Source organism: Nocardia sp. NPDC050793 (assembly GCF_040654065.1).
In the GTDB taxonomy this organism is placed as follows: Bacteria; Actinomycetota; Actinomycetes; order Mycobacteriales; family Mycobacteriaceae; genus Nocardia.
On record NZ_JBFAHG010000006.1, the window covers coordinates 371,201 to 388,032 of the forward strand.

Below are 16,832 nucleotides of genomic sequence, written 5' to 3' on the forward strand. Positions count from 1 at the left end.
AGGATGGACGCAAGAAGGCACACGGGCACACATGACAGTCCCGGAATTTCGGAGATAGTCGAGGAGTACGAGGCATGCCACCTAAGGTAGATGACGGCGGGGGCTCGGGACCTTCGATCCCAGACCTAGAAATGCCCAACAACCCCTGGCCGGACATCAAAAAACGTGCGGGCGACGCGGGTTGGATCAAGTTCGATCCGCAGGCGGCGATCGCTGTGGGGCAGGCGATCTCGGATCTCCAATGGAGGTTGTTCTCCCTGCGGAACAATGCCATGGCGCTCTCTTCCTTGGCCGACCTGTCCACGCCCGCCATATCCTCGGGTCCGGAGCTCGCCGAGGTGTTCCGTAAGCAGGGCCAGGAGATGTATCGCATCCTCGGCGCGCACCACAAGATCCTCGACGACATGCTCGATTCTGTCGTTGCGGCCGGCAAGAACATGGCCAAAACCGAGGAGGGCAACGTCGAGGACCTGATCCGTCAGCTGGACGGGATTTCGACCCCACTCCAAGACACGCACTACTCCGATGGAAAGGCCCCTGGTGCCCTCACTCAGCGCGAGGGTAGTCACAACAATCATCGCAAGGGGTGGAATTATGATGAAGACGGGATGGCGACCACTCGGAAAAAGGCGCCGGGCGATTACAATAGTGAATTTCATGTAAAGGATAATCGGAAGCAGCCGGATATCAAGGGCACCCGGAACGCGGGTGTCGGGGAAGTCCAAAATAAACAATGGGCTACTCTTTATGCGAACCGACAGTACCTGGAGGGCGGCGTCGTCGCGAATATGGTCGCCGATGATGCTGCTGAATGGGAACATATCGGAAAAAGAATCGAAGAGTGGAGTGTGGAGTTCGGTAACAAGGTTGTAAATCACCTGAACCCGGCTGCGGGGGACAAGGTCTGGGAGGGTGAAGGTGCGCAGGCGATCAAAACTGCCCTGAACAACTATCGCCTCTCTCTCGAACCGCTCGCGACATCCGCCGCGCAGCACCATTCCCTGCTCAAGTACGTCGCGGAGTTCCTACAGGATACCCACTATTGGGCTCCGCCCTACAAGACGGAAGATGAAGACCCCACTTACTGGTTGACCGACCGGCAGCAGATGTTCGGCGAAACCTATGTGCGCGGTGTCAATTTCACGTCCAAGAGTATTCCGAACCTCGTCTACCCGACGGATGCATTCAAGGACGTCCCGCCGATCTACGATTCCCGAGATAAAAACCGAAACGGCAAGATCGACGATGATGAGAAGGTCAAGGGGGACACGAACAACGACGGCAAGCTCTCCGAGGAAGAAAAGCAGGCGCTGGCGAAAAGCCAGCCCGGCGGTCCTGGCCCTGCTGGCGGTCCTGGCCCTGCTGGCGGTCCTGGCCCCGCTCTTGCCCGAGGCAAGGCAGGCCCCGGCCCCGCTCCCGGTTTGACTGCGGAGCAGAAGAAGGCGCAGGCGAAAGCGACGGAGCGCTCCGAGCAGGAGCAGAAGAGGGCCGCGGATTTCGCCGAGCAACAGCGCAAAGACGCGGCCCGGCGCGCGGCGGAACAAGAGGCCTACGAGAAGACGCAGCGAGCCGCCAACGAGCGTCGGCAAACCGAGGCCGAGCAGCGCGCCAAGGCCGAGGCCGCGCGGCAAGAGGCCTACCAGAAGCAGCAGCGGGCGCAAGCCGCTGCGAAGGAAGCCACGTCGGCGGCACAGCAGGCCGCCCAGCAAGGTTTGCAGGCCGCGCAGCAGGCTGTGCAGGAAGCCCTCCAGGGTGGCCAGAAGGGTGCGACCGAGGCGCTGGCGGCCGCGCAGCAAGCCGCGCATAACGCGTTGGCCAACGGCATGCCGAAGGTGGGCGACTTGGCGTCGAAACTCGGTGGCCCCGGGCCTGGCCCCGGCTCCCTGGCAAAGGGATTAGGTCTGACCGAAGCCGCGAAGCTGTTCCCCCGCGCGGGCGCCGCCACGGCGGTGACCTCCGCCGGAACGGGTCTCGGCGCGCTCGGCCGGGCCGGTGCAGCCGCGCAGGCGATGCCCGGTTCCCCCGGCCCCGCCGGTGCGGCGGGCCAGGGCGCGGGCCAGGGCCAGCAGAACTACAAGCGTCCTTCCTACCTCGAATCCGACCAGCACCTGGACGAACTGCTCGGCGAGGCGCCGAAGGTGGTCAGGCCGGTGGTCGAACAGTGAGTCGCACTTGGAAATTCACCGACACCGAGTTCATGGCCCTGTGGTCACGGTCCGGGGCCACGATTCTCCCGCGTCCGTTCACCTACATCTGCGAAATGCAGACCACCGATGAATACGAACGTGCGTTGCACCTTGTTCGGGAACGGTGGCGGGGCAAGGACGATCGGGTGCTCGATGAGATTTCCGAGGCCGTGTTGCAACCGGATATCGCTCTCGAAGTGCGCGGATTCGACGAGCGGGAGTACGAGCGCGCGGAAGGCTGGGTCCGGGTGCTCGCGGTCCGGCGTGGCGACCGCGGGTACGTGCTGAAGCAGGTGACCGGCAAGACCTTCGAGCACGCCGCCGGTTTCACCGTCACCGAATGCGAGCCACTGGAACTGGCCGATGCGGTGGTGGCTGAACTGCCGAAAGTCGAACCGGGAAAACAGGGCAGTATCAGATTGCCGGTGCCCAAGAGCGAAGAAATGGTCGACACGAGTAGCTCCGGCCTGTGGGACGACCCCTACGGTGGCGGCTCCACCCCGGTGTCCGGGGAACGGTTCGAAAAGACGGTCGCGGCGTCGCGCGGGGTGGTGCGCGTGAGCCAGGGTTATTCGGTGTACGGCCCGCGTGGACGGCTCACCCTCGAGCTCAAATGGCGGGATCTGCCCGACGACGGCAGATATCTGATCGCTCCGGACCTGCCGCCGGTCGCGCAACCCGTCGACGAAAAGAAGTTCGTGGTCATGATCAACAAGGAGATCGCGAAGGTTGTCCAGACCATCAAGGACGAGAGACTCTCGCACCGTGCCTGATTCAGCTTGATGTGGCTATGGTTTGCCGCCGGTAGTCGTCGGCGTCGACGCCATACGCCGGACCACTTCGATCAACGCCGAGATCGCCGAGGTGGCCCGTGCGATAAAGGACGAGCGGGTATGAACCCCGGGGCGGGGACATACACTGAGCAACAAGCGATGAGGGGTTGATGCGATGTCCACGGCGGCGAACATCAGTGGCACGATTTCGGTGCGGACCACCGAACAGGGCTTGCCGCTGGCTATCTCGGTGGAAGCGGATGAGCTGCGGCGGGATCCGGCCGAGCTGGCGAATCAGATCATGCGGTTGTGCCGCCAGGCGGCGAACCGGGCCGGGCTGGCGCGGCGGGAGGAGTTGCAGTCGGCGGGGCTGACCAATCAACAGCTCGCACTGACCGGGCTGCCGAAGCCGGAGGATGTCGCGGCGCAGGAGTGGGTCGAGGAAGAAGAGTACGACGAAGAGCCGCAGAGCTGGTTGAGGGAAGCCTGACATGAGCGAACGCGGCGTCAGCGAGGCGGAGGCATGAGTACCAACCCGGTGATGGACGAGATCGAGGCGCGGGCGCAGCGGGCGCTGAACCGGTTGCGCGATCTCGGCGACGAGATGGCGAAGGTGCGCGAGCGGGAGTCGTCGGAGGACGGTGCGGTCACCGTCGAGGTCGACGGCAGCGGAGCCTTGCGGGACTTGCGATTCACCAGTGCGGTGTCGCGAATGTCACCCGGTGAATTCGAGCAGGCGGTGGTTTCCACGGCCCATCGCGCGGCGGCCAAAGCCATGGCCCGGATGGGTGAGCTCATCACCGAGTTCAATGAAGAATCCGCAGCTCAGGCTTAGCGTCGGCACCAAAGATTTACTCTCCCTTAAGATTTTCCACCCGAATATTTACTGCGCGAGTCATCCTGTGATCCGGTATATTCGGACTGGACGTTCCAATCATTTTCGCGCAGAGGGTGTTTCCGATGCCTAACGGTTTTGACATCAATCCCTGGCCCCACGTGGCCGCCGAACCTGACGCGATTCGGGCCTACGCGGACACGGCCGCGGCGTGTGCCGCCAGCGTGGCGAGCGCCGGTTCGGTGAACCAGGCGGCCACCATGGCCGCGGCCATCCCGGTGTTCGGGTTGATCGGCCAGGATTTCCTCGCCTCCTTCGCGGTGGCGCAGGCCAATCACCTCACCTCGGTCGCCGAGCTGGCCTACGTGCACGGCATGACGGCGCTGACCTGCCAGCAGGCCGCCACCGAATACCAAGTGACGGACGGGCTCTCGGGCTCCGACATCGACGCGGTCGGTAGAGCCTGATGTCGGAGCTGGTCGATCAGTCGGTATTGGACATGCTGCGCCAGAGCGCGGTGGGTCCGATGTTGGACCGGCCGGTGAACAATGTCCTCGCGGACATGGGCCTGCCGCAGCTGCCCGAAATTCCGCTGCTGCCACCGATTCCTGGCCTGCCGCCGCTGCCGGTGATCGACCTGTCCCTGCTGGCCAAGCCGCTTACCGATCTGGCCGCCACCTTCGGCACCGGCCAATTCCCCGCTCCCGCACCGGCCGCCGCGCCCGTGGCCACCGGTGATCCGGCTGCGCAACCAGTCGGTGCCGATCCGGCCGCCGCTCCTGTCATCGACCCGACCGAGGTACTGAGCCAGGTCTCCAGCGTCGTCTCGACGGTGGTGCAGCTGGGCAGCACGGCGCTCACGATGGCGATGCAGCTGTGGCAGAGTCAGGCCGCGGCCGCCGCCGAGGAAAAAGGCAAAGAGGCGCAGAAGGATGGCGGCAAGATCGCCACCCAGGCCGCGCAGGAGTCGGCCGGTGTCGCCTCCGCCGCGACCTCGGTCGGCATCGGTGCCGCGACGATGGCGGCCATCATCGCCAAGTACATGGCACAGGTCGCGGCCTCCGCGCCGTTCCTCTCGACCCCCGGTGGCCAGGCCTTCCTGGTCGCCTCCACCATCGAGACGATGGCCGAGGCCACGGCGACGGTGGCGAAGACGCGCGCCGAAATGACCGTGCACAGCGCGGAGATGACGGCCACGGGCCAGAAGGTGCCGGTCACCGATGCCCCCAAGGGCATGGACCAGATGCAGATGCTGAGCATGCTGATGCAGATGATTCCCACGCTGACCAACACGGTGAAGTCCGGCATGGAATCGGCTGTCTCGCTGCACAAGACATTGAACCCGGTGGCCTCCACCAACCCGGCGCTGGAAAAGGACAAGTTCGAGCAGGCGGAGCTGGGCAAGAACGCCGCCAAGTCCGGTGCGGGCGGTGGTCTCGGCGGTCTCGGTGGTGGCGGCGGTGCCGTGGCCGCCGCGGCGCGCCAGCTCAGCCCCTGGGTCGACGGCCGCACGGTCGGCAATCTGGGCGCGGCCGGCGCGAACGGCGTCGGCAACCCGGCCTCGGCGATGCAGGCCGGCGCCAGTTCGGCGGCCCGCAGCAGCAGCACCACGGCGGCCAGCTCGCCGGGCGGCATGATGCCGATGTCGCCGATGGCGGCCGCGGGCATGGGCCGCGGCGCGGAGGATGCCGCGAACGGCTTGCGCGGCGACCTGGTGTCCGCCTCGCACGGCAACGAGGTGGTGGGCGATATCGAAGGCGCCTCGCTGCCGGTGGTCGGCGCGGCCAACGCCGATGGACTCAACGAACCGCCGGACCAGGCACTCACCCTCTGATAGGAGGACGTCATGGAATTCGATCGCGCCGGGGCAGTCAAGTCTGCCACCGCACTCGACGCCCTCGCGGACCGGTTGGAAGCCGATCTGAAGGCCAACACGCCCGCTCTGGCCGTGGAAGCCGCTGGGCTGGACGAAGTTTCGCAGCGTGCCGCGCAGACCCTGCGCGGTGTGGCCGCCTCCTACGACGAAGCCGCGACCGCCGGCGTTCTCGAACTACGCAAACTGGCCGCAGCGCTGCGCTCGCAGTCGCAGTCGCTAGTGGTGATGGATACCGAGAACGCCGCTGGTCTCGGGACGTCGGCCTAGCGCGAGGCGGGGGACATATGGTCGAACCGCCGATCCCTGGTTTCACCGGCGTGGTCTGGGAAGCCAGGCCAACGGAGAAGCTCGCCCAGGATCTGACTACCGGTCGCGGCGCGGTGCCGATGGCCGAAGCGGCCCAGGCCTGGACTCGCCTTGGCGTGAGTTTCGGTGCCGCAGTGCTCGAATACGACCAGATCGTCAAGGCCATCGGCGAATCGTGGCGTTCGGAGACGAGCCCGGAGATCCTGGACCGGATCACCAAACTGCGGGAGTGGCTGCTGGACGCGGCCGGTTCCGCGGCCCAGAACGCCACCAAGACCGGCTCGCAAGCGCTGGCCTACGAGGTGGCCCGGCTGGCCATGCCGCACGTCGCCGAGATCGCCGCCCTGGAAGAGGCGAAGAAGTCGGTGGAGGCGATCGGCGCCGGGATGGGTGCGCCCCTGGTTGGCGCGGCCGCCGATATCGACGCCGAACAGGATCGGGCCAAGGTCAATGCGGCCCGGGTCATGCGCGTCTATGAAGAGGCGACCAAGCCGCTGGAGACGCCGTGGACACAGACCGCGCCACCGGTCATCGCCAATAGTGCCGCGCTGGAAGCCGAGCGGGCCGCGTCCGAAGTGCGTCCTACGGCCATGCCCGCGACCGCTTTGCCGACTTCGTTCGCCGCGGCGTTCGCCCGGGTGACACCGCCGCCGCGGGCGAAGACGGCGTTCACCACGCAGGCCGTGGCCGCCGCCGCGACCGCCGAGCCGACACCGCTGCCCGTGGAAACGGCTCCGGTGGCAGGAGATTCGTCGAGCCGCATGGGCGTCCCGGCCGCGATGGCGCCCGCCGCGGCCATGCAGGACGAGGACCGCGCTCTGCGGGCCGGCGCCGCCTCCGCGCAGCCGGACAAGCCGTTCGAGGTCGAAGCCGGATTCGCCGCTGCCCCAGCGGTGATCGGCGGCGCCGCCGAACCCGCACCGAAGACCACGGCACCGGGGGCGGCATGACGACGATGACCAACGATGGGCTCCTAGCGGTGTCCGACTTGCTCGGCGTGCAGACCCTGCCGCTGGTGCTGGGGGTCGGACCGCAGCAGGATTCGGTCGATGCCTGGCAGGCCGCGCGCGACCAGGCGATCGCCGACCTGCGCGCGGCCGGGTTGGTCAACACCTACGACGATGTCGCCGCCGACCTGACCGACGCGCTGTTCATCCTGGCCAACCCGGAGCGTGAGCTCGCGGCCCGGATCTACACGGAGTCGGGGATCCGGCAGGTCTGCGTGGCGCGCAAGGGAGCTCAGCACGCGCTGGCCACCCGCACCGGCGACACCTTCGACGTGGGCACCATCTGGTGCGACGGCGGCGGCCAAGCGCTGGCCCGGCCGGTGCTCGACGCGCTGGGCCGCGCCCCGGCCGCCGATATCCCGAGCATCAGCGCCCCGGTCGATGAACTGCGCGAAAGACTGGATGAGGCAACGAGATCCAGCGACTACTCCGATATCTTCTACGCCCGTGGCGTGGCCGAACGCGATGCCATCGAGTTCGGGCTGGCCATGTCCAGCTGCCACGCGCACGCCGAGATCGTCGCCTACGCCTACGACGACGGCGTGACCACCAGAACGTCCGGAGCGGTAGCGGTTTACGACACCTCGCGTGGTCGGATCGCCGCCAGCCCCGGCGCTGCGCCGGACCTGCGGGTCTGGTCGACCTTCACCCCGGGAACCGATCACCGGATCGCCCAGGCGATCTCGGCGCTGATCGAAACCTTGCCCGGAGGAAGGTGGATGCCCTAGTTAACGCATCGGACTCACGAACCGACCGAACCACCGCGGCGCCAGCGCAGCGGAACACGAAATACCCACCGACATGAAGAGGTGAACGATGTCCGGACAGACCAGCTATACAGCGGATCAGGCAGCCCAGGTAGTCGACGAGTACTACCAGGCTGTCGAAGGTATCCGTAAGACCATCCAGGCGGTGCAGGAATCCTTCGACGCGGCCCGCTCGGGCTGGGAAGGTGACGCCGCGGTGGCCGGCCAGAAGGCATCCGAGGCTTGGCAGGCCGAGGCCACCGAGATCAACGGCAAGATCGACGCGCTGAACCAGACGATCCAAGAGGGCAACACCACCCTCGCGGACGTCGACCCGACCAACGTCGACGCCCTGACCAACCTGATCTGACGCACTTTCCGGGAGAGGAGTACCCGCCATGAAGTACACCAAGGCGGTCCACGATCAGCTGATCAGCGAAATGGACCAGTACTACAAGGATCTCGACGGCTACAAGGATGCCTTCGTCGCCGCCCGCGACAAGCTGATCAACGTCGCGTGGGAGGAGAACGAGGCGCTGGAGTCGTTCAAGGCCAAGGCCGACGAACTGCTCGGCGTCGGTAGCAAGGACGGCCAGGGCCTCAGCGACACCCACCTCAAGATCCAGAGGCTGCGTGACGCCATCGACGGCGCGTTCAACAACGCGTTCGCCGCTGACAAGAAGGTCTACAACTCCTTCTGATCCGGGTTCGCAACGAGAAAGCCCCGGTCACCCTCGCGGGTGGCCGGGGCTTTCCGGTGCTCGGCTATCGGGCGGCGGCCAAAGCCGTGTGCAGGTACTGCATTTCGTCCGGTGTCGCCACCATATGCACGCGGGTGGTCACACCTGCCGTGCGCACGGTGACGAGGTTGGCGGTCTCCGGGTCCTCGGCGAGGGTGACGTCGGGATCGAAGTGGTCTTCCATGATCGCCGGGGCATTGCGGAGCAGCACGGTAGTGGCGTCGGAGTGGCGCCCCGTCGGTTGAATTCCGTCGTAGACGATCACAGTGGCGGAGCGGTGCGCGCTGGCCTGCTGCCCGGCCGCGGACCAGGCCGCGACGGTCAGGGACTGGGGCACGCCCACGTCGGCGGCCATCTGCCGCCACGCGTCGTGACGGTTGGTGTGCACCACGACCGAGGCGCCGAGCGCGATGGCGCGCAGGATCATCTGCTGGGCGACCAGCAGCGATCCGATCACCTCCACGCGCCGCACCTGGTGACCGACCAGGGGCAGAGCCACGCCCTGTCCGGAGGTGTCGGCGCCGATCAGCTGCCCGCAGCCTGCGATCGGCATCGGCAGTGTGAGCAGCGAATCCGGCTTGCCCAGATAGGTTTCCGGGGTGAACTGACGGCCACGCTGGGCGATCGGCAGCGTGTACAGCAGAGCGCGGAACTGTTTGCCCGGCAAGGGAACCAGGCCCTCCGCCTTGACCACGGCGGGCTTGTTCCGCGTATCGAAGCGCACCACCGCGGTCACTTCGATGCCCGCGGCACCGGGTGTGGCGGCATGATCGCGCGGTGACGGTGCCGCGGCGCGCTGAAGACGCATGGTGACGGTGGTCGCCAGCGTCGGCGTTGACCACACTGCGGCGAAGCCCTGCGGCCCCAAAGCTTCCGGCGCCATCCGGTAGGTGGTGTAGTGCACGCCGTCGCGTTCCACGCTGTGCGGTGTCTCGGTGAACTCCTCCAGCGGCGTGTGCCGGGTGAGCTGGTTGACCGCCGCGGTGATCTCGGCGGCCGACAGCACCACCGTGGAGATGCCTTGGGCGGCAAGCCGATTCGCCACCCGTTGGGTCGCCACGATGGCCGTGCGCAGCGTGCCGGTGGCGCCGCCGCCGCGCCGCGCCACCGCGGGGGCATTGACCAGCGGGTCCAGCCGCAGCACCACCCACACCGTGCGGTGCGCCACCGCGGGCAGCCGGCCCAGGATCTGCTCGTAGAGGTGCGAGACCCGGCCGGGCCCGGCGGTGCGGGCGCCGGTGCTGATCACGTCGATGGAGGCCAGCTCGATGTCGAACTGGTTGAGACAGTGCGCGATCTCGGGCAGCGGCATCATATCGTCGGAGATCAGCGACTGCGGGCTCAGCAGCGTCACCGTGCGAGGATGCGCCTCCACGCGCAGCATGATGAGCAATCGCGAGCCGTCCCAGCGCATTCCATAGGTGCCGCCCTCGGGTAGCGGTACGTCGAATGGCACCTGATTAACAGTTGCCGAACGATTGCGGAACGCGCGCCAACGGAAGGTGATTTCCTCGTCCAGCCAACCTGCCAGCGACTTGCGGCGCGGCAGTGATGTCAGCCCGAGCACGAGCACACCGGCACATACGCCGGCCGCGATCCACACCGAGGCATCGAAGATCACCGCGACCAGCGAGGCCGCGACCGCGACAAGCGCCACCGGAATCACCCAGCGTAGCGGCAGAATTCGGAACAGCCAGAAGTACGTGGAGTGCAGGGGAGTGGGGGCAGGTTCAGCCGACGGGGCAGGTGAACTCTGCGGCGCAGTGTCGCGATTTTCGCCGTCGGCTGTGGTGGAACCCATGCGGACATAATGGACCGAAATCGTTCGGCTTCGCTACCGGGGACGGCAGCCGGCGGAGCTTGCGTAGCCGGCGGGGCGGGTGGGTACTGGGGATGGCAGCCGGCGGAGCTTGCGTAGCCGGCGGGGCGGGTGGGTACTGTAAGCCGTGCCGGGTGAAATGCTCGGTCCGTTCTACCCGCGTCAGTTCGGAGGCGTTTCGTGCCCGCACAGTTGACTACCAAGGCGCAAGTCAACGGTTACCGTTTTCTGCTGAAAAGGTACGAGCACGCGCTGATTCGACGCGATATCCGGATGCTGCACGATCCGATGCGTTCGCAGTTCCGCTCGCTGGTGGTCGGCGCGGTACTCGGCATCCTGGTGGTCGCCGGAGCGGCGATCCTGGCGTTCCTGCGCCCGGTGGGCTCGATCGGCGACGCGACCATCGTGATGGGCAAGGAGACCGGCGCGCTCTACGTGATCGTCGACGGCACGCTGCATCCGGTGCTGAACCTGGCTTCCGCACGCCTGATCGTCGCCAGCAACGAAAAACCCACCTCCGTCAAGGAATCCAAGCTGACGATGCCGCGCGGCCCGATGGTGGGCATTCCCGGCGTTCCGGCCACCCTGCCCGGCGCGGCCTCGCCGGACTCCGTCTGGAGCCTGTGCGATGCGGTGGAACTGTCCGCGGCCGGCAGCGCCGCCCGATCCGCCGGCGCCAAGTCCACGGTCGTCGCGGGCGCGCTCGACTCGAGCGAGCCGAACACCGCCCGCCCGCTGCGCGACAACGAGGCGCTGCTGGTGACCCGCGGCGGCAAGACCTTCCTGATGTTCGACGGCAAACGCGCCGAAGTGGATCCGAACGATTCGGTGATCTCGCGCTCGCTGGGCATGCAGGCGTACAACCCGCGTCCGGTCAGCGCGGGCATGCTCAATTCCGCCACCCAGGTCCCCGCGATCGTGCCGCCGAAGATCGATCGGCTCGGCGAACCCGGCCCCGGTCGCTTGCAGGGCGTGCCGATCGGCGGCGTGATCCGAGTGCAGCGGGTCGACTCCGAAGAGCTGTACGTGGTGCTCGCCGAGGGCGTGCAGCGGCTGACGCCGTTCTCCGCCGAGGTGATCCGCAACGCGAACTCCCAGGAGATGAACGAGATCATCTCGGTGCCGCCGGACCGGGTGGTGGGCGTGCCTGTGGTGAGCCCGCTGCCGGTGGACAAGTTCCCCGGGCCGGTCCCGACCATCCTTACTCCCGAGGAGAACAAGGTCAGCTGCATGCAGTGGGCCAAGAAGGCCTCCGATCCGGCCGCCACGATCACGCTGCTCGCCGGACGTGAACTACCGCTGCCGAAGTCGGCCAAGGTGGTGGATCTGGCCACCGGCGACGGCACCGGCGACCGCATCGACCATGCCTACATCCCGCCGAACTCGGGGGAGTACCTCCAGATGACCGGCATGTCGCCGGACAGCGTCCGCATGGGCAGCCTGTTCTACATCTCCGACAACGGGATTCGCTACGGCATCCCGGATCAGGAGACGGCCACCCTGCTCGGCCTGGCCGACAAGCCGCGGCCCGCACCGTGGCCGATCATCGGCCAGCTGGTACCTGGGCCGACGCTCTCGCGCGAAGAAGCGCTCGTCAGCTACGACATCCTGCCGACCACCAACTGACCTGCCCCGCACAGCAGTACGGCTGGCGAGAACTCGCGACCGTACTGCTGTGTCCGGCTATCAGCGCAGCGTGGCCAGCACGTTGTCCAGTGCGTTCTGCATATCGTCCGCCTCGATCCGCATCAGCACCGCTTCGTCCACGGCGCTCAGATCCAGGTCGATGTCATTGGCCAGCCGGAACTCGCGCTCCTCCTCGGCCGCCTCGATCACGTTGCGGATGAACCGGCCGTTACCGGCCATGTCGATGCCGCGCCGGATCTCGCCGCTCTGATCAATGGCCTCCTTGCGATAGAGCTCACCGCAGGCGGCGACCAGCAGCGCCTGTGCGTCGTCGGCCAGTTCCGAATCCCGTTTCCGCGCAATGAAACGGCCGATATCGCCGAGCTCCTCCGGCGAGTAGGAATCGAACTTCACCCGCTTGGCGAAGCGAGACGCCAGACCGTCGTTGGAGGCCAGGAATCGGTCGATCTCGCCGTCGTATCCGGCGATGATCACCACCAGGCGATCGCGGTCGTTCTCCATTCGCGCGAGCAGCGTATCGACGGCTTCGCGACCGAACGCGTCACCGCCGGACAGGCCGGTTTGAATCAGCGTGTAGGCCTCGTCGATGAACAGCACACCGTCCATCGCGCTATCGATCAACTTGTTCGTCTTGATCGCGGTACTGCCCAAATGCTGGCCGACGAAATCGGAACGTTTGGCTTCGATCAACTTGTCGGTCTTGAGAATTCCTAAGCCACAGTAAATTTTTGCCACCACGCGGGCAACGGTGGTCTTACCGGTACCCGGCGGTCCGGTGAATGCCAGATGTTGGCCACGGGATCCGCTCGCCATTCCTTTTTCGGCACGGATCCGCGCTAGCTGAGCGGTTGCCTGCAACTTCGCAACCTGCATTTTCACGCCGCCGAGACCGATCTGCTCGTCGAGTTCGGCGCGCGCCTTCTCCAGGATCAGCTTGGCCTTGTCGTCGCGCTCCTCTTGGCCCATCTGTTCCAGCGTCGGCGCCGAGGCCGGATCCCACTTGTTGGTGCGCGCGTCGATGACCTCCTTGGTGGTCACCGTGATCCGGTACTTGCGGTCGCGCATGGCCATGGTGTTGGCCTCGAAACCCGGTGCCTCGGAGAACACCTTCTCGAACAGCGCCTGCGCCTTCTCCTCCTCGCCGGTCTCGCGCAGGGCGAGTCCGCGGCAGAAGCGGGCAGTGGTCGCCGCGGCCGGAATCGGGCCCTGCTCCGCGGCTTCCATGCGGCGGATGGCCTCGCCGAACAAACCCAGCTGGGCACAGGCGGTGCCGACCATGACGTGGGCGCCCGCGGCCAGGTAGGGATCATCCCAGTCCGCCGAACCGGCCAGCACGGTCATCACATCGGGCCAGCGCTGCGTGGTGAAGTGCAGCACGCCACGGACGTAGGCGCAGATCCGGTCGTCGATCTCGCGATCCGACGAGGAGACCTGCGCGGACCGGTGTTTGGCCAGTTCGTCGAGGACCTTCTCGGCTTCGTCGTAGTCGCCCTCGGTGATCAACTGCGCGGCCTGCGCGAGCCAGATCTCGGCATAGCTGGCCAGCGGGTAGTCGATGTACTGCCCGATGGTGAAGCGGCCCGCCAGCACCCGCGGTTGCAGGCCGAGCCTGCGCTGCTCACGGAAGAGCGTCGAGGTGCTGGTCTTGAAGAGGTTGAAGATCACCTCACGGGTGTGCTCGCCTGCGGCCGCGCGCCCGAGCCAAGCGTCGCACATGCCGGGATCCCATTCGGTGGCGCGCTGGAAGGCCAGCTGAGCGTATTCCAGATCGCGGGCAGATTCTTGTCCGTCGATCACAATGCCCAAGGACAAGACACCAGCGTCGAATGCGCGTTGTGCCTGGCGGTTGCCGGTCATATGGGTTTGCCCCTAAAAACGAACGGATGTGCTGTTCCTCGCTAAGCATAGCCGCTGCAAGGTAGGGACTTCTCCGTTAAGTTGAGTAGGTTGCATGGCGTTGAAGTGTGTTCTAGGTAGGGAGTCATCCGAGCTGTGACCGATCCGTCTAGCAGCGCTGTGGCTGCCGTCGATCCGGAGTTGTGCCGAGTCTCGGTGATCGGCGGCAATACCCAGCTGGACTTGGGTTTGCCTGCCACAGTTCCGATCGCGGCGTTTATCACCGATGTGGTCGAGCTGATCGAATCGCGCAATCCCGATCTCACCGAGCACGAGGACGGGGCACCGCTGCAAACGCAGCATTGGACGCTGGCCCGGATCGGCCGGGACCCCATCCCGGCAAACCAATCGCTCACCGAGGCCGAGGTTTTCGATGGTGAGTTGCTGGTATTGCGCTCGGTGACCGCCAAGGAGCCACCGGCGCTGTTCGACGACGTGATCGACGCCGTCTCCAAGCTGACCGCGACCTCGTTCCGGCATTGGTCGCCGCTGTCGGCGCGCTGGCTCGGTCTGTCCATGGGCCTACTCGCGGTGCTTGCCGGGATCTACCTGCTTGCGGTGGCCAAGCTCGACGGTGCCGGTGCCGCAGTGGGTTTCATCGGCCTCGGCACCGGACTGATCGCCGGTGGCGCGGCCGTGCTCGTCGCCCGCCGGTATCAGGCCGAAGCGTCCTTGCCGGTGATCATGCTGTCGCTGTACGCGCTGCTGCTGATCTTCGCGGGCACCGCGCTGTTCGTGCCCAATGCCTTCGGCAGTCCGCACGCGATGTTCGCCTGTGTCGCAACGCTGACCGCCGCCGCGGTCCTCTACAGCCTGGCCCGGGTCGGGGCGACCATGTTCACCACGGTCATCACCCTCGCGCTGTTCGGCGGCGTGGCCGCGATGGTGCGGATGATCTGGGATCCCGCGCTGTCCAAGATCGCCGCAGGCGTGCTGGTCGGTGCGCTCATCGTGATCACCCTGGTGCCGCGCCTGGCCGTGGCGGCCGCACGGCTGCCGGTGCCGCCGGTGCCGACCGCCGGCGCCGCCATCGACCCCGCCGACCACGAACCCCGTCCCACCGTCAAGGACATCGGCGCCATCGGCGCCACTGCGCTACCCTCGGCCGCCGGTCTCGAGCATCGAGCCCGCGCGGCCAACGAATACCAGTCCGGCATGATCATCGGCTGCACCGTCGCCGCCGTGATCGGCGTGGTGCTGGCCGCGGATCCGCTCGGCGCGGCCCGCTGGCAGGGCATCACCCTGGGCGTGGTGGTCTCGATCATCCTGTGCCTGCGCGGGCGCGCCTTCGCCGACCTGGTGCAGGCGTGCACGCTGATCGCCGGTGGCGCGATCGCGTTGATCGCGCTTGGCATCGGTGCCGCGCTCGGCGAGGAGAACTGGCTGCTGCCGATCGCAGGCATGCTGCTCGTCGTGGCCGCGGCCGCGGTGGTCTTCGGTGTGATCGGGCCGCACACCGAGATGTCGCCACCCATGCGCCGCACCGGTGAGATCTTCGAATACCTCTTGATCTGCACCATCATTCCGCTGGTGCTGTGGATCATGGACATCTACTCGGCCGCCCGGAACATCTGACATGGCACCGCTCCTACGGCGGCTGCTGCGGGCGGTGACGGTGGCGGCGGTGCTCGCGCTCGCCACCGGAACACCCACGCCCGCACTGGCGATCGCGCCGCCGCAGATCGACGACGGCGCACTCGGCGCCGTGCTCGGCCTGGCCGCCAGCGCTAGACCGCCGGACGAGACCGAACAGGCCAAGGTCTGCGCCGAACCCACCCTCCAGGGCGGGGTGCCCCGCGATCCACCACTGGCGCAGCGGATCCTCGGTTTGGCCGAGGCGTGGCAGTTCAGTCGCGGCGCGGGGCAGAAGGTCGCCGTCATCGATACCGGCGTGAACCGGCACTGGCGCCTGCCCGCGCTCCAGGCCGGCGGTGACTTCGTCTCCACCACCGACGGCACCGTCGACTGCGACGGCCACGGCACCTTCGTGGCCGGAATCATCGCCGCTCAGCCCAGCCTGGAGGACGGGTTCTCCGGTGTCGCACCGGAAGCCGAGATCCTGGCCATCCGCCAGCTCAGCTCGGCCTACGAGGCCAAGGACCGCAATCGCCGGGAGGAGCCGGGCGTTATGACGCCCGAAGGCTACGGCACGGTCAACACCCTGGCGGCCGGCATCGTCCGCGCGGTCGACATGGGCGCCACGGTGATCAACATCTCCGAGGTGGCGTGCACGGCCGCGAGCGCCAGCGCTGCCGACGGCACCTTGGGCGCCGCCGTGAAATACGCCTACGACCGCAATGTGGTCGTAGTCGCCGCGGCCGGAAACACCATGCAGGGCACCGCCTGTGAGAAGCAGAACGACCGCTCGGGCTGGGCGGCGGTGGGCACCGTGGTCACTCCGGCCTGGTTCACGCCCTATGTGCTGTCGGTCGCCTCGGTGGATCCCGCGGGCGCGGTCTCACCGTTCTCACTGCACGGCCCGTGGGTCGGCGTCGCCGCGCCGGGGCGCGAGATCGTCTCCCTGGACAGCAAGCCGGGTGGCGCGGGCCTGGTCAACGCCACCCAGACCAACGAGGGCTACTCCACCATCGACGGCACCAGCTTCTCCAGCGCCTACGTCTCCGGCCTGGCCGCGCTGGTCCGGTCGCGCTTCCCGGAACTGACCGCCGCCGAGGTGATCGATCGGATCAAGCTGACCGCGCAGGCACCGGACAACGGACGCAACGACAAGGTCGGGCACGGCCTGATCGATCCACTGGCCGCGCTCACCGCGCAACTGCCGCAGAAGCCGGTCACCGTCGGCTCCGATATACCGCGCAAGATCGCCGGGCCGTCCCCGCCGCCGTACGTCGACCCGGCCCCGCGCGTGGTCGCCACGATCGGCTCGATCACGCTGCTCGCCCTGCTCGGGCTCGGCTACGCCGCTTCGATCCCGTTCCGGCGGGGTAAGCAGGTGAGTGTGGATCCGGGTGCGGAGCAACAAGACCGAGAGGGGTTGTAG

Annotated in this window: 16 protein-coding genes; 14 read left to right on the forward strand and 2 right to left on the reverse strand. The window is 66.9% G+C overall.

The features are described from left to right. The first annotated feature begins 131 nt into the window (after positions 1-131). The 11 genes from AB0H50_RS22860 to AB0H50_RS22910 all read left to right on the forward strand — a co-directional run bounded on the left by AB0H50_RS22860 (position 132) and on the right by AB0H50_RS22910 (position 8,430). Positions 132-2,165 (forward strand): hypothetical protein, encoded by a 2,034-nt coding sequence (locus AB0H50_RS22860; RefSeq protein ID WP_357455997.1) that lies wholly within the window; start codon positions 132-134, stop codon positions 2,163-2,165. Next, positions 2,162-2,959, forward strand: coding sequence for an ESX secretion-associated protein EspG (locus tag AB0H50_RS22865; protein WP_357456000.1), 798 nt, complete (start codon positions 2,162-2,164; stop codon positions 2,957-2,959). Before AB0H50_RS22860 ends, AB0H50_RS22865 begins: the two co-directional genes overlap by 4 nt. Before the next feature lie 175 nt (positions 2,960-3,134). Further along, positions 3,135-3,449, forward strand: a complete 315-nt coding sequence (locus AB0H50_RS22870; protein WP_357456002.1) for a hypothetical protein — start codon at positions 3,135-3,137, stop codon at positions 3,447-3,449. A 33-nt stretch (positions 3,450-3,482) separates the two neighbouring features. Further along, a complete protein-coding gene (locus AB0H50_RS22875) occupies positions 3,483-3,794 on the forward strand; it encodes a YbaB/EbfC family nucleoid-associated protein (RefSeq protein WP_357456005.1) in 312 nt (103 codons plus the stop codon). Positions 3,795-3,919: 125 nt separating this feature from the next. Continuing rightward, on the forward strand, positions 3,920-4,261 hold the full coding sequence (locus AB0H50_RS22880; protein ID WP_357456008.1) for a type VII secretion target: 342 nt from the start codon (positions 3,920-3,922) through the stop codon (positions 4,259-4,261). Next, complete coding sequence (locus AB0H50_RS22885) at positions 4,261-5,628, forward strand: hypothetical protein (RefSeq protein WP_357456010.1); 1,368 nt, start codon at positions 4,261-4,263, stop codon at positions 5,626-5,628. Before AB0H50_RS22880 ends, AB0H50_RS22885 begins: the two co-directional genes overlap by 1 nt. Before the next feature lie 12 nt (positions 5,629-5,640). Further along, positions 5,641-5,937: a PE family protein gene (locus AB0H50_RS22890; RefSeq protein ID WP_357456013.1), complete on the forward strand. Its 297-nt coding sequence runs from the start codon at positions 5,641-5,643 to the stop codon at positions 5,935-5,937. A gap of 17 nt (positions 5,938-5,954) precedes the next feature. After that, complete coding sequence (locus tag AB0H50_RS22895; RefSeq protein WP_357456016.1) at positions 5,955-6,926, forward strand: PPE domain-containing protein; 972 nt, start codon at positions 5,955-5,957, stop codon at positions 6,924-6,926. 5 nt (positions 6,927-6,931) lie between these two features. Beyond that, positions 6,932-7,711, forward strand: coding sequence for an ESX secretion-associated protein EspG (locus tag AB0H50_RS22900; protein WP_357456019.1), 780 nt, complete (start codon positions 6,932-6,934; stop codon positions 7,709-7,711). A gap of 88 nt (positions 7,712-7,799) precedes the next feature. Next, positions 7,800-8,099, forward strand: a complete 300-nt coding sequence (locus AB0H50_RS22905) for a WXG100 family type VII secretion target (RefSeq protein ID WP_357456022.1) — start codon at positions 7,800-7,802, stop codon at positions 8,097-8,099. A 28-nt stretch (positions 8,100-8,127) separates the two neighbouring features. Beyond that, positions 8,128-8,430: a hypothetical protein gene (locus AB0H50_RS22910; protein ID WP_357456025.1), complete on the forward strand. Its 303-nt coding sequence runs from the start codon at positions 8,128-8,130 to the stop codon at positions 8,428-8,430. A 64-nt stretch (positions 8,431-8,494) separates the two neighbouring features. Here AB0H50_RS22910 and eccE read toward each other — a convergent pair whose 3' ends face one another. After that, a complete protein-coding gene (eccE, locus tag AB0H50_RS22915; protein WP_357456027.1) occupies positions 8,495-10,270 on the reverse strand; it encodes a type VII secretion protein EccE in 1,776 nt (591 codons plus the stop codon). 198 nt (positions 10,271-10,468) lie between these two features. Between eccE and eccB the strand changes: the two genes are divergently transcribed. After that, positions 10,469-11,914 (forward strand): type VII secretion protein EccB, encoded by a 1,446-nt coding sequence (eccB, locus tag AB0H50_RS22920; RefSeq protein ID WP_357456030.1) that lies wholly within the window; start codon positions 10,469-10,471, stop codon positions 11,912-11,914. 60 nt (positions 11,915-11,974) lie between these two features. On the opposite strand, the gene eccA is transcribed toward eccB, so the two are convergent. After that, positions 11,975-13,792, reverse strand: a complete 1,818-nt coding sequence (gene eccA, locus AB0H50_RS22925) for a type VII secretion AAA-ATPase EccA (protein WP_357456033.1) — start codon at positions 13,790-13,792, stop codon at positions 11,975-11,977. A gap of 135 nt (positions 13,793-13,927) precedes the next feature. Here eccA and eccD point away from each other — a divergent pair, with 135 nt between their 5' ends. Beyond that, complete coding sequence (gene eccD / locus AB0H50_RS22930) at positions 13,928-15,406, forward strand: type VII secretion integral membrane protein EccD (protein ID WP_357456036.1); 1,479 nt, start codon at positions 13,928-13,930, stop codon at positions 15,404-15,406. 1 nt (position 15,407) lies between these two features. Next, positions 15,408-16,832: a type VII secretion-associated serine protease mycosin gene (gene mycP, locus AB0H50_RS22935; protein WP_357456039.1), complete on the forward strand. Its 1,425-nt coding sequence runs from the start codon at positions 15,408-15,410 to the stop codon at positions 16,830-16,832.

Excerpts from the sequence above, each read along its gene's own strand:
- AB0H50_RS22885 (WP_357456010.1), top strand. The coding sequence starts at position 4,261 with ATGTCGGAGCTGGTCGATCAGTCGGTATTGGACATGCTGCGCCAGAGC.
- AB0H50_RS22890 (WP_357456013.1), top strand. The coding sequence starts at position 5,641 with ATGGAATTCGATCGCGCCGGGGCAGTCAAGTCTGCCACCGCACTCGAC.
- AB0H50_RS22870 (WP_357456002.1), top strand. The coding sequence starts at position 3,135 with ATGTCCACGGCGGCGAACATCAGTGGCACGATTTCGGTGCGGACCACC.
- AB0H50_RS22880 (WP_357456008.1), top strand. The coding sequence starts at position 3,920 with ATGCCTAACGGTTTTGACATCAATCCCTGGCCCCACGTGGCCGCCGAA.
- mycP (WP_357456039.1), top strand. The coding sequence starts at position 15,408 with ATGGCACCGCTCCTACGGCGGCTGCTGCGGGCGGTGACGGTGGCGGCG.
- AB0H50_RS22905 (WP_357456022.1), top strand. The coding sequence starts at position 7,800 with ATGTCCGGACAGACCAGCTATACAGCGGATCAGGCAGCCCAGGTAGTC.
- AB0H50_RS22910 (WP_357456025.1), top strand. The coding sequence starts at position 8,128 with ATGAAGTACACCAAGGCGGTCCACGATCAGCTGATCAGCGAAATGGAC.
- AB0H50_RS22875 (WP_357456005.1), top strand. The coding sequence starts at position 3,483 with ATGAGTACCAACCCGGTGATGGACGAGATCGAGGCGCGGGCGCAGCGG.
- AB0H50_RS22900 (WP_357456019.1), top strand. The coding sequence starts at position 6,932 with ATGACCAACGATGGGCTCCTAGCGGTGTCCGACTTGCTCGGCGTGCAG.
- eccE (WP_357456027.1), bottom strand. The coding sequence starts at position 10,270 with ATGGGTTCCACCACAGCCGACGGCGAAAATCGCGACACTGCGCCGCAG.
- AB0H50_RS22895 (WP_357456016.1), top strand. The coding sequence starts at position 5,955 with ATGGTCGAACCGCCGATCCCTGGTTTCACCGGCGTGGTCTGGGAAGCC.
- AB0H50_RS22860 (WP_357455997.1), top strand. The coding sequence starts at position 132 with ATGCCCAACAACCCCTGGCCGGACATCAAAAAACGTGCGGGCGACGCG.
- eccA (WP_357456033.1), bottom strand. The coding sequence starts at position 13,792 with ATGACCGGCAACCGCCAGGCACAACGCGCATTCGACGCTGGTGTCTTG.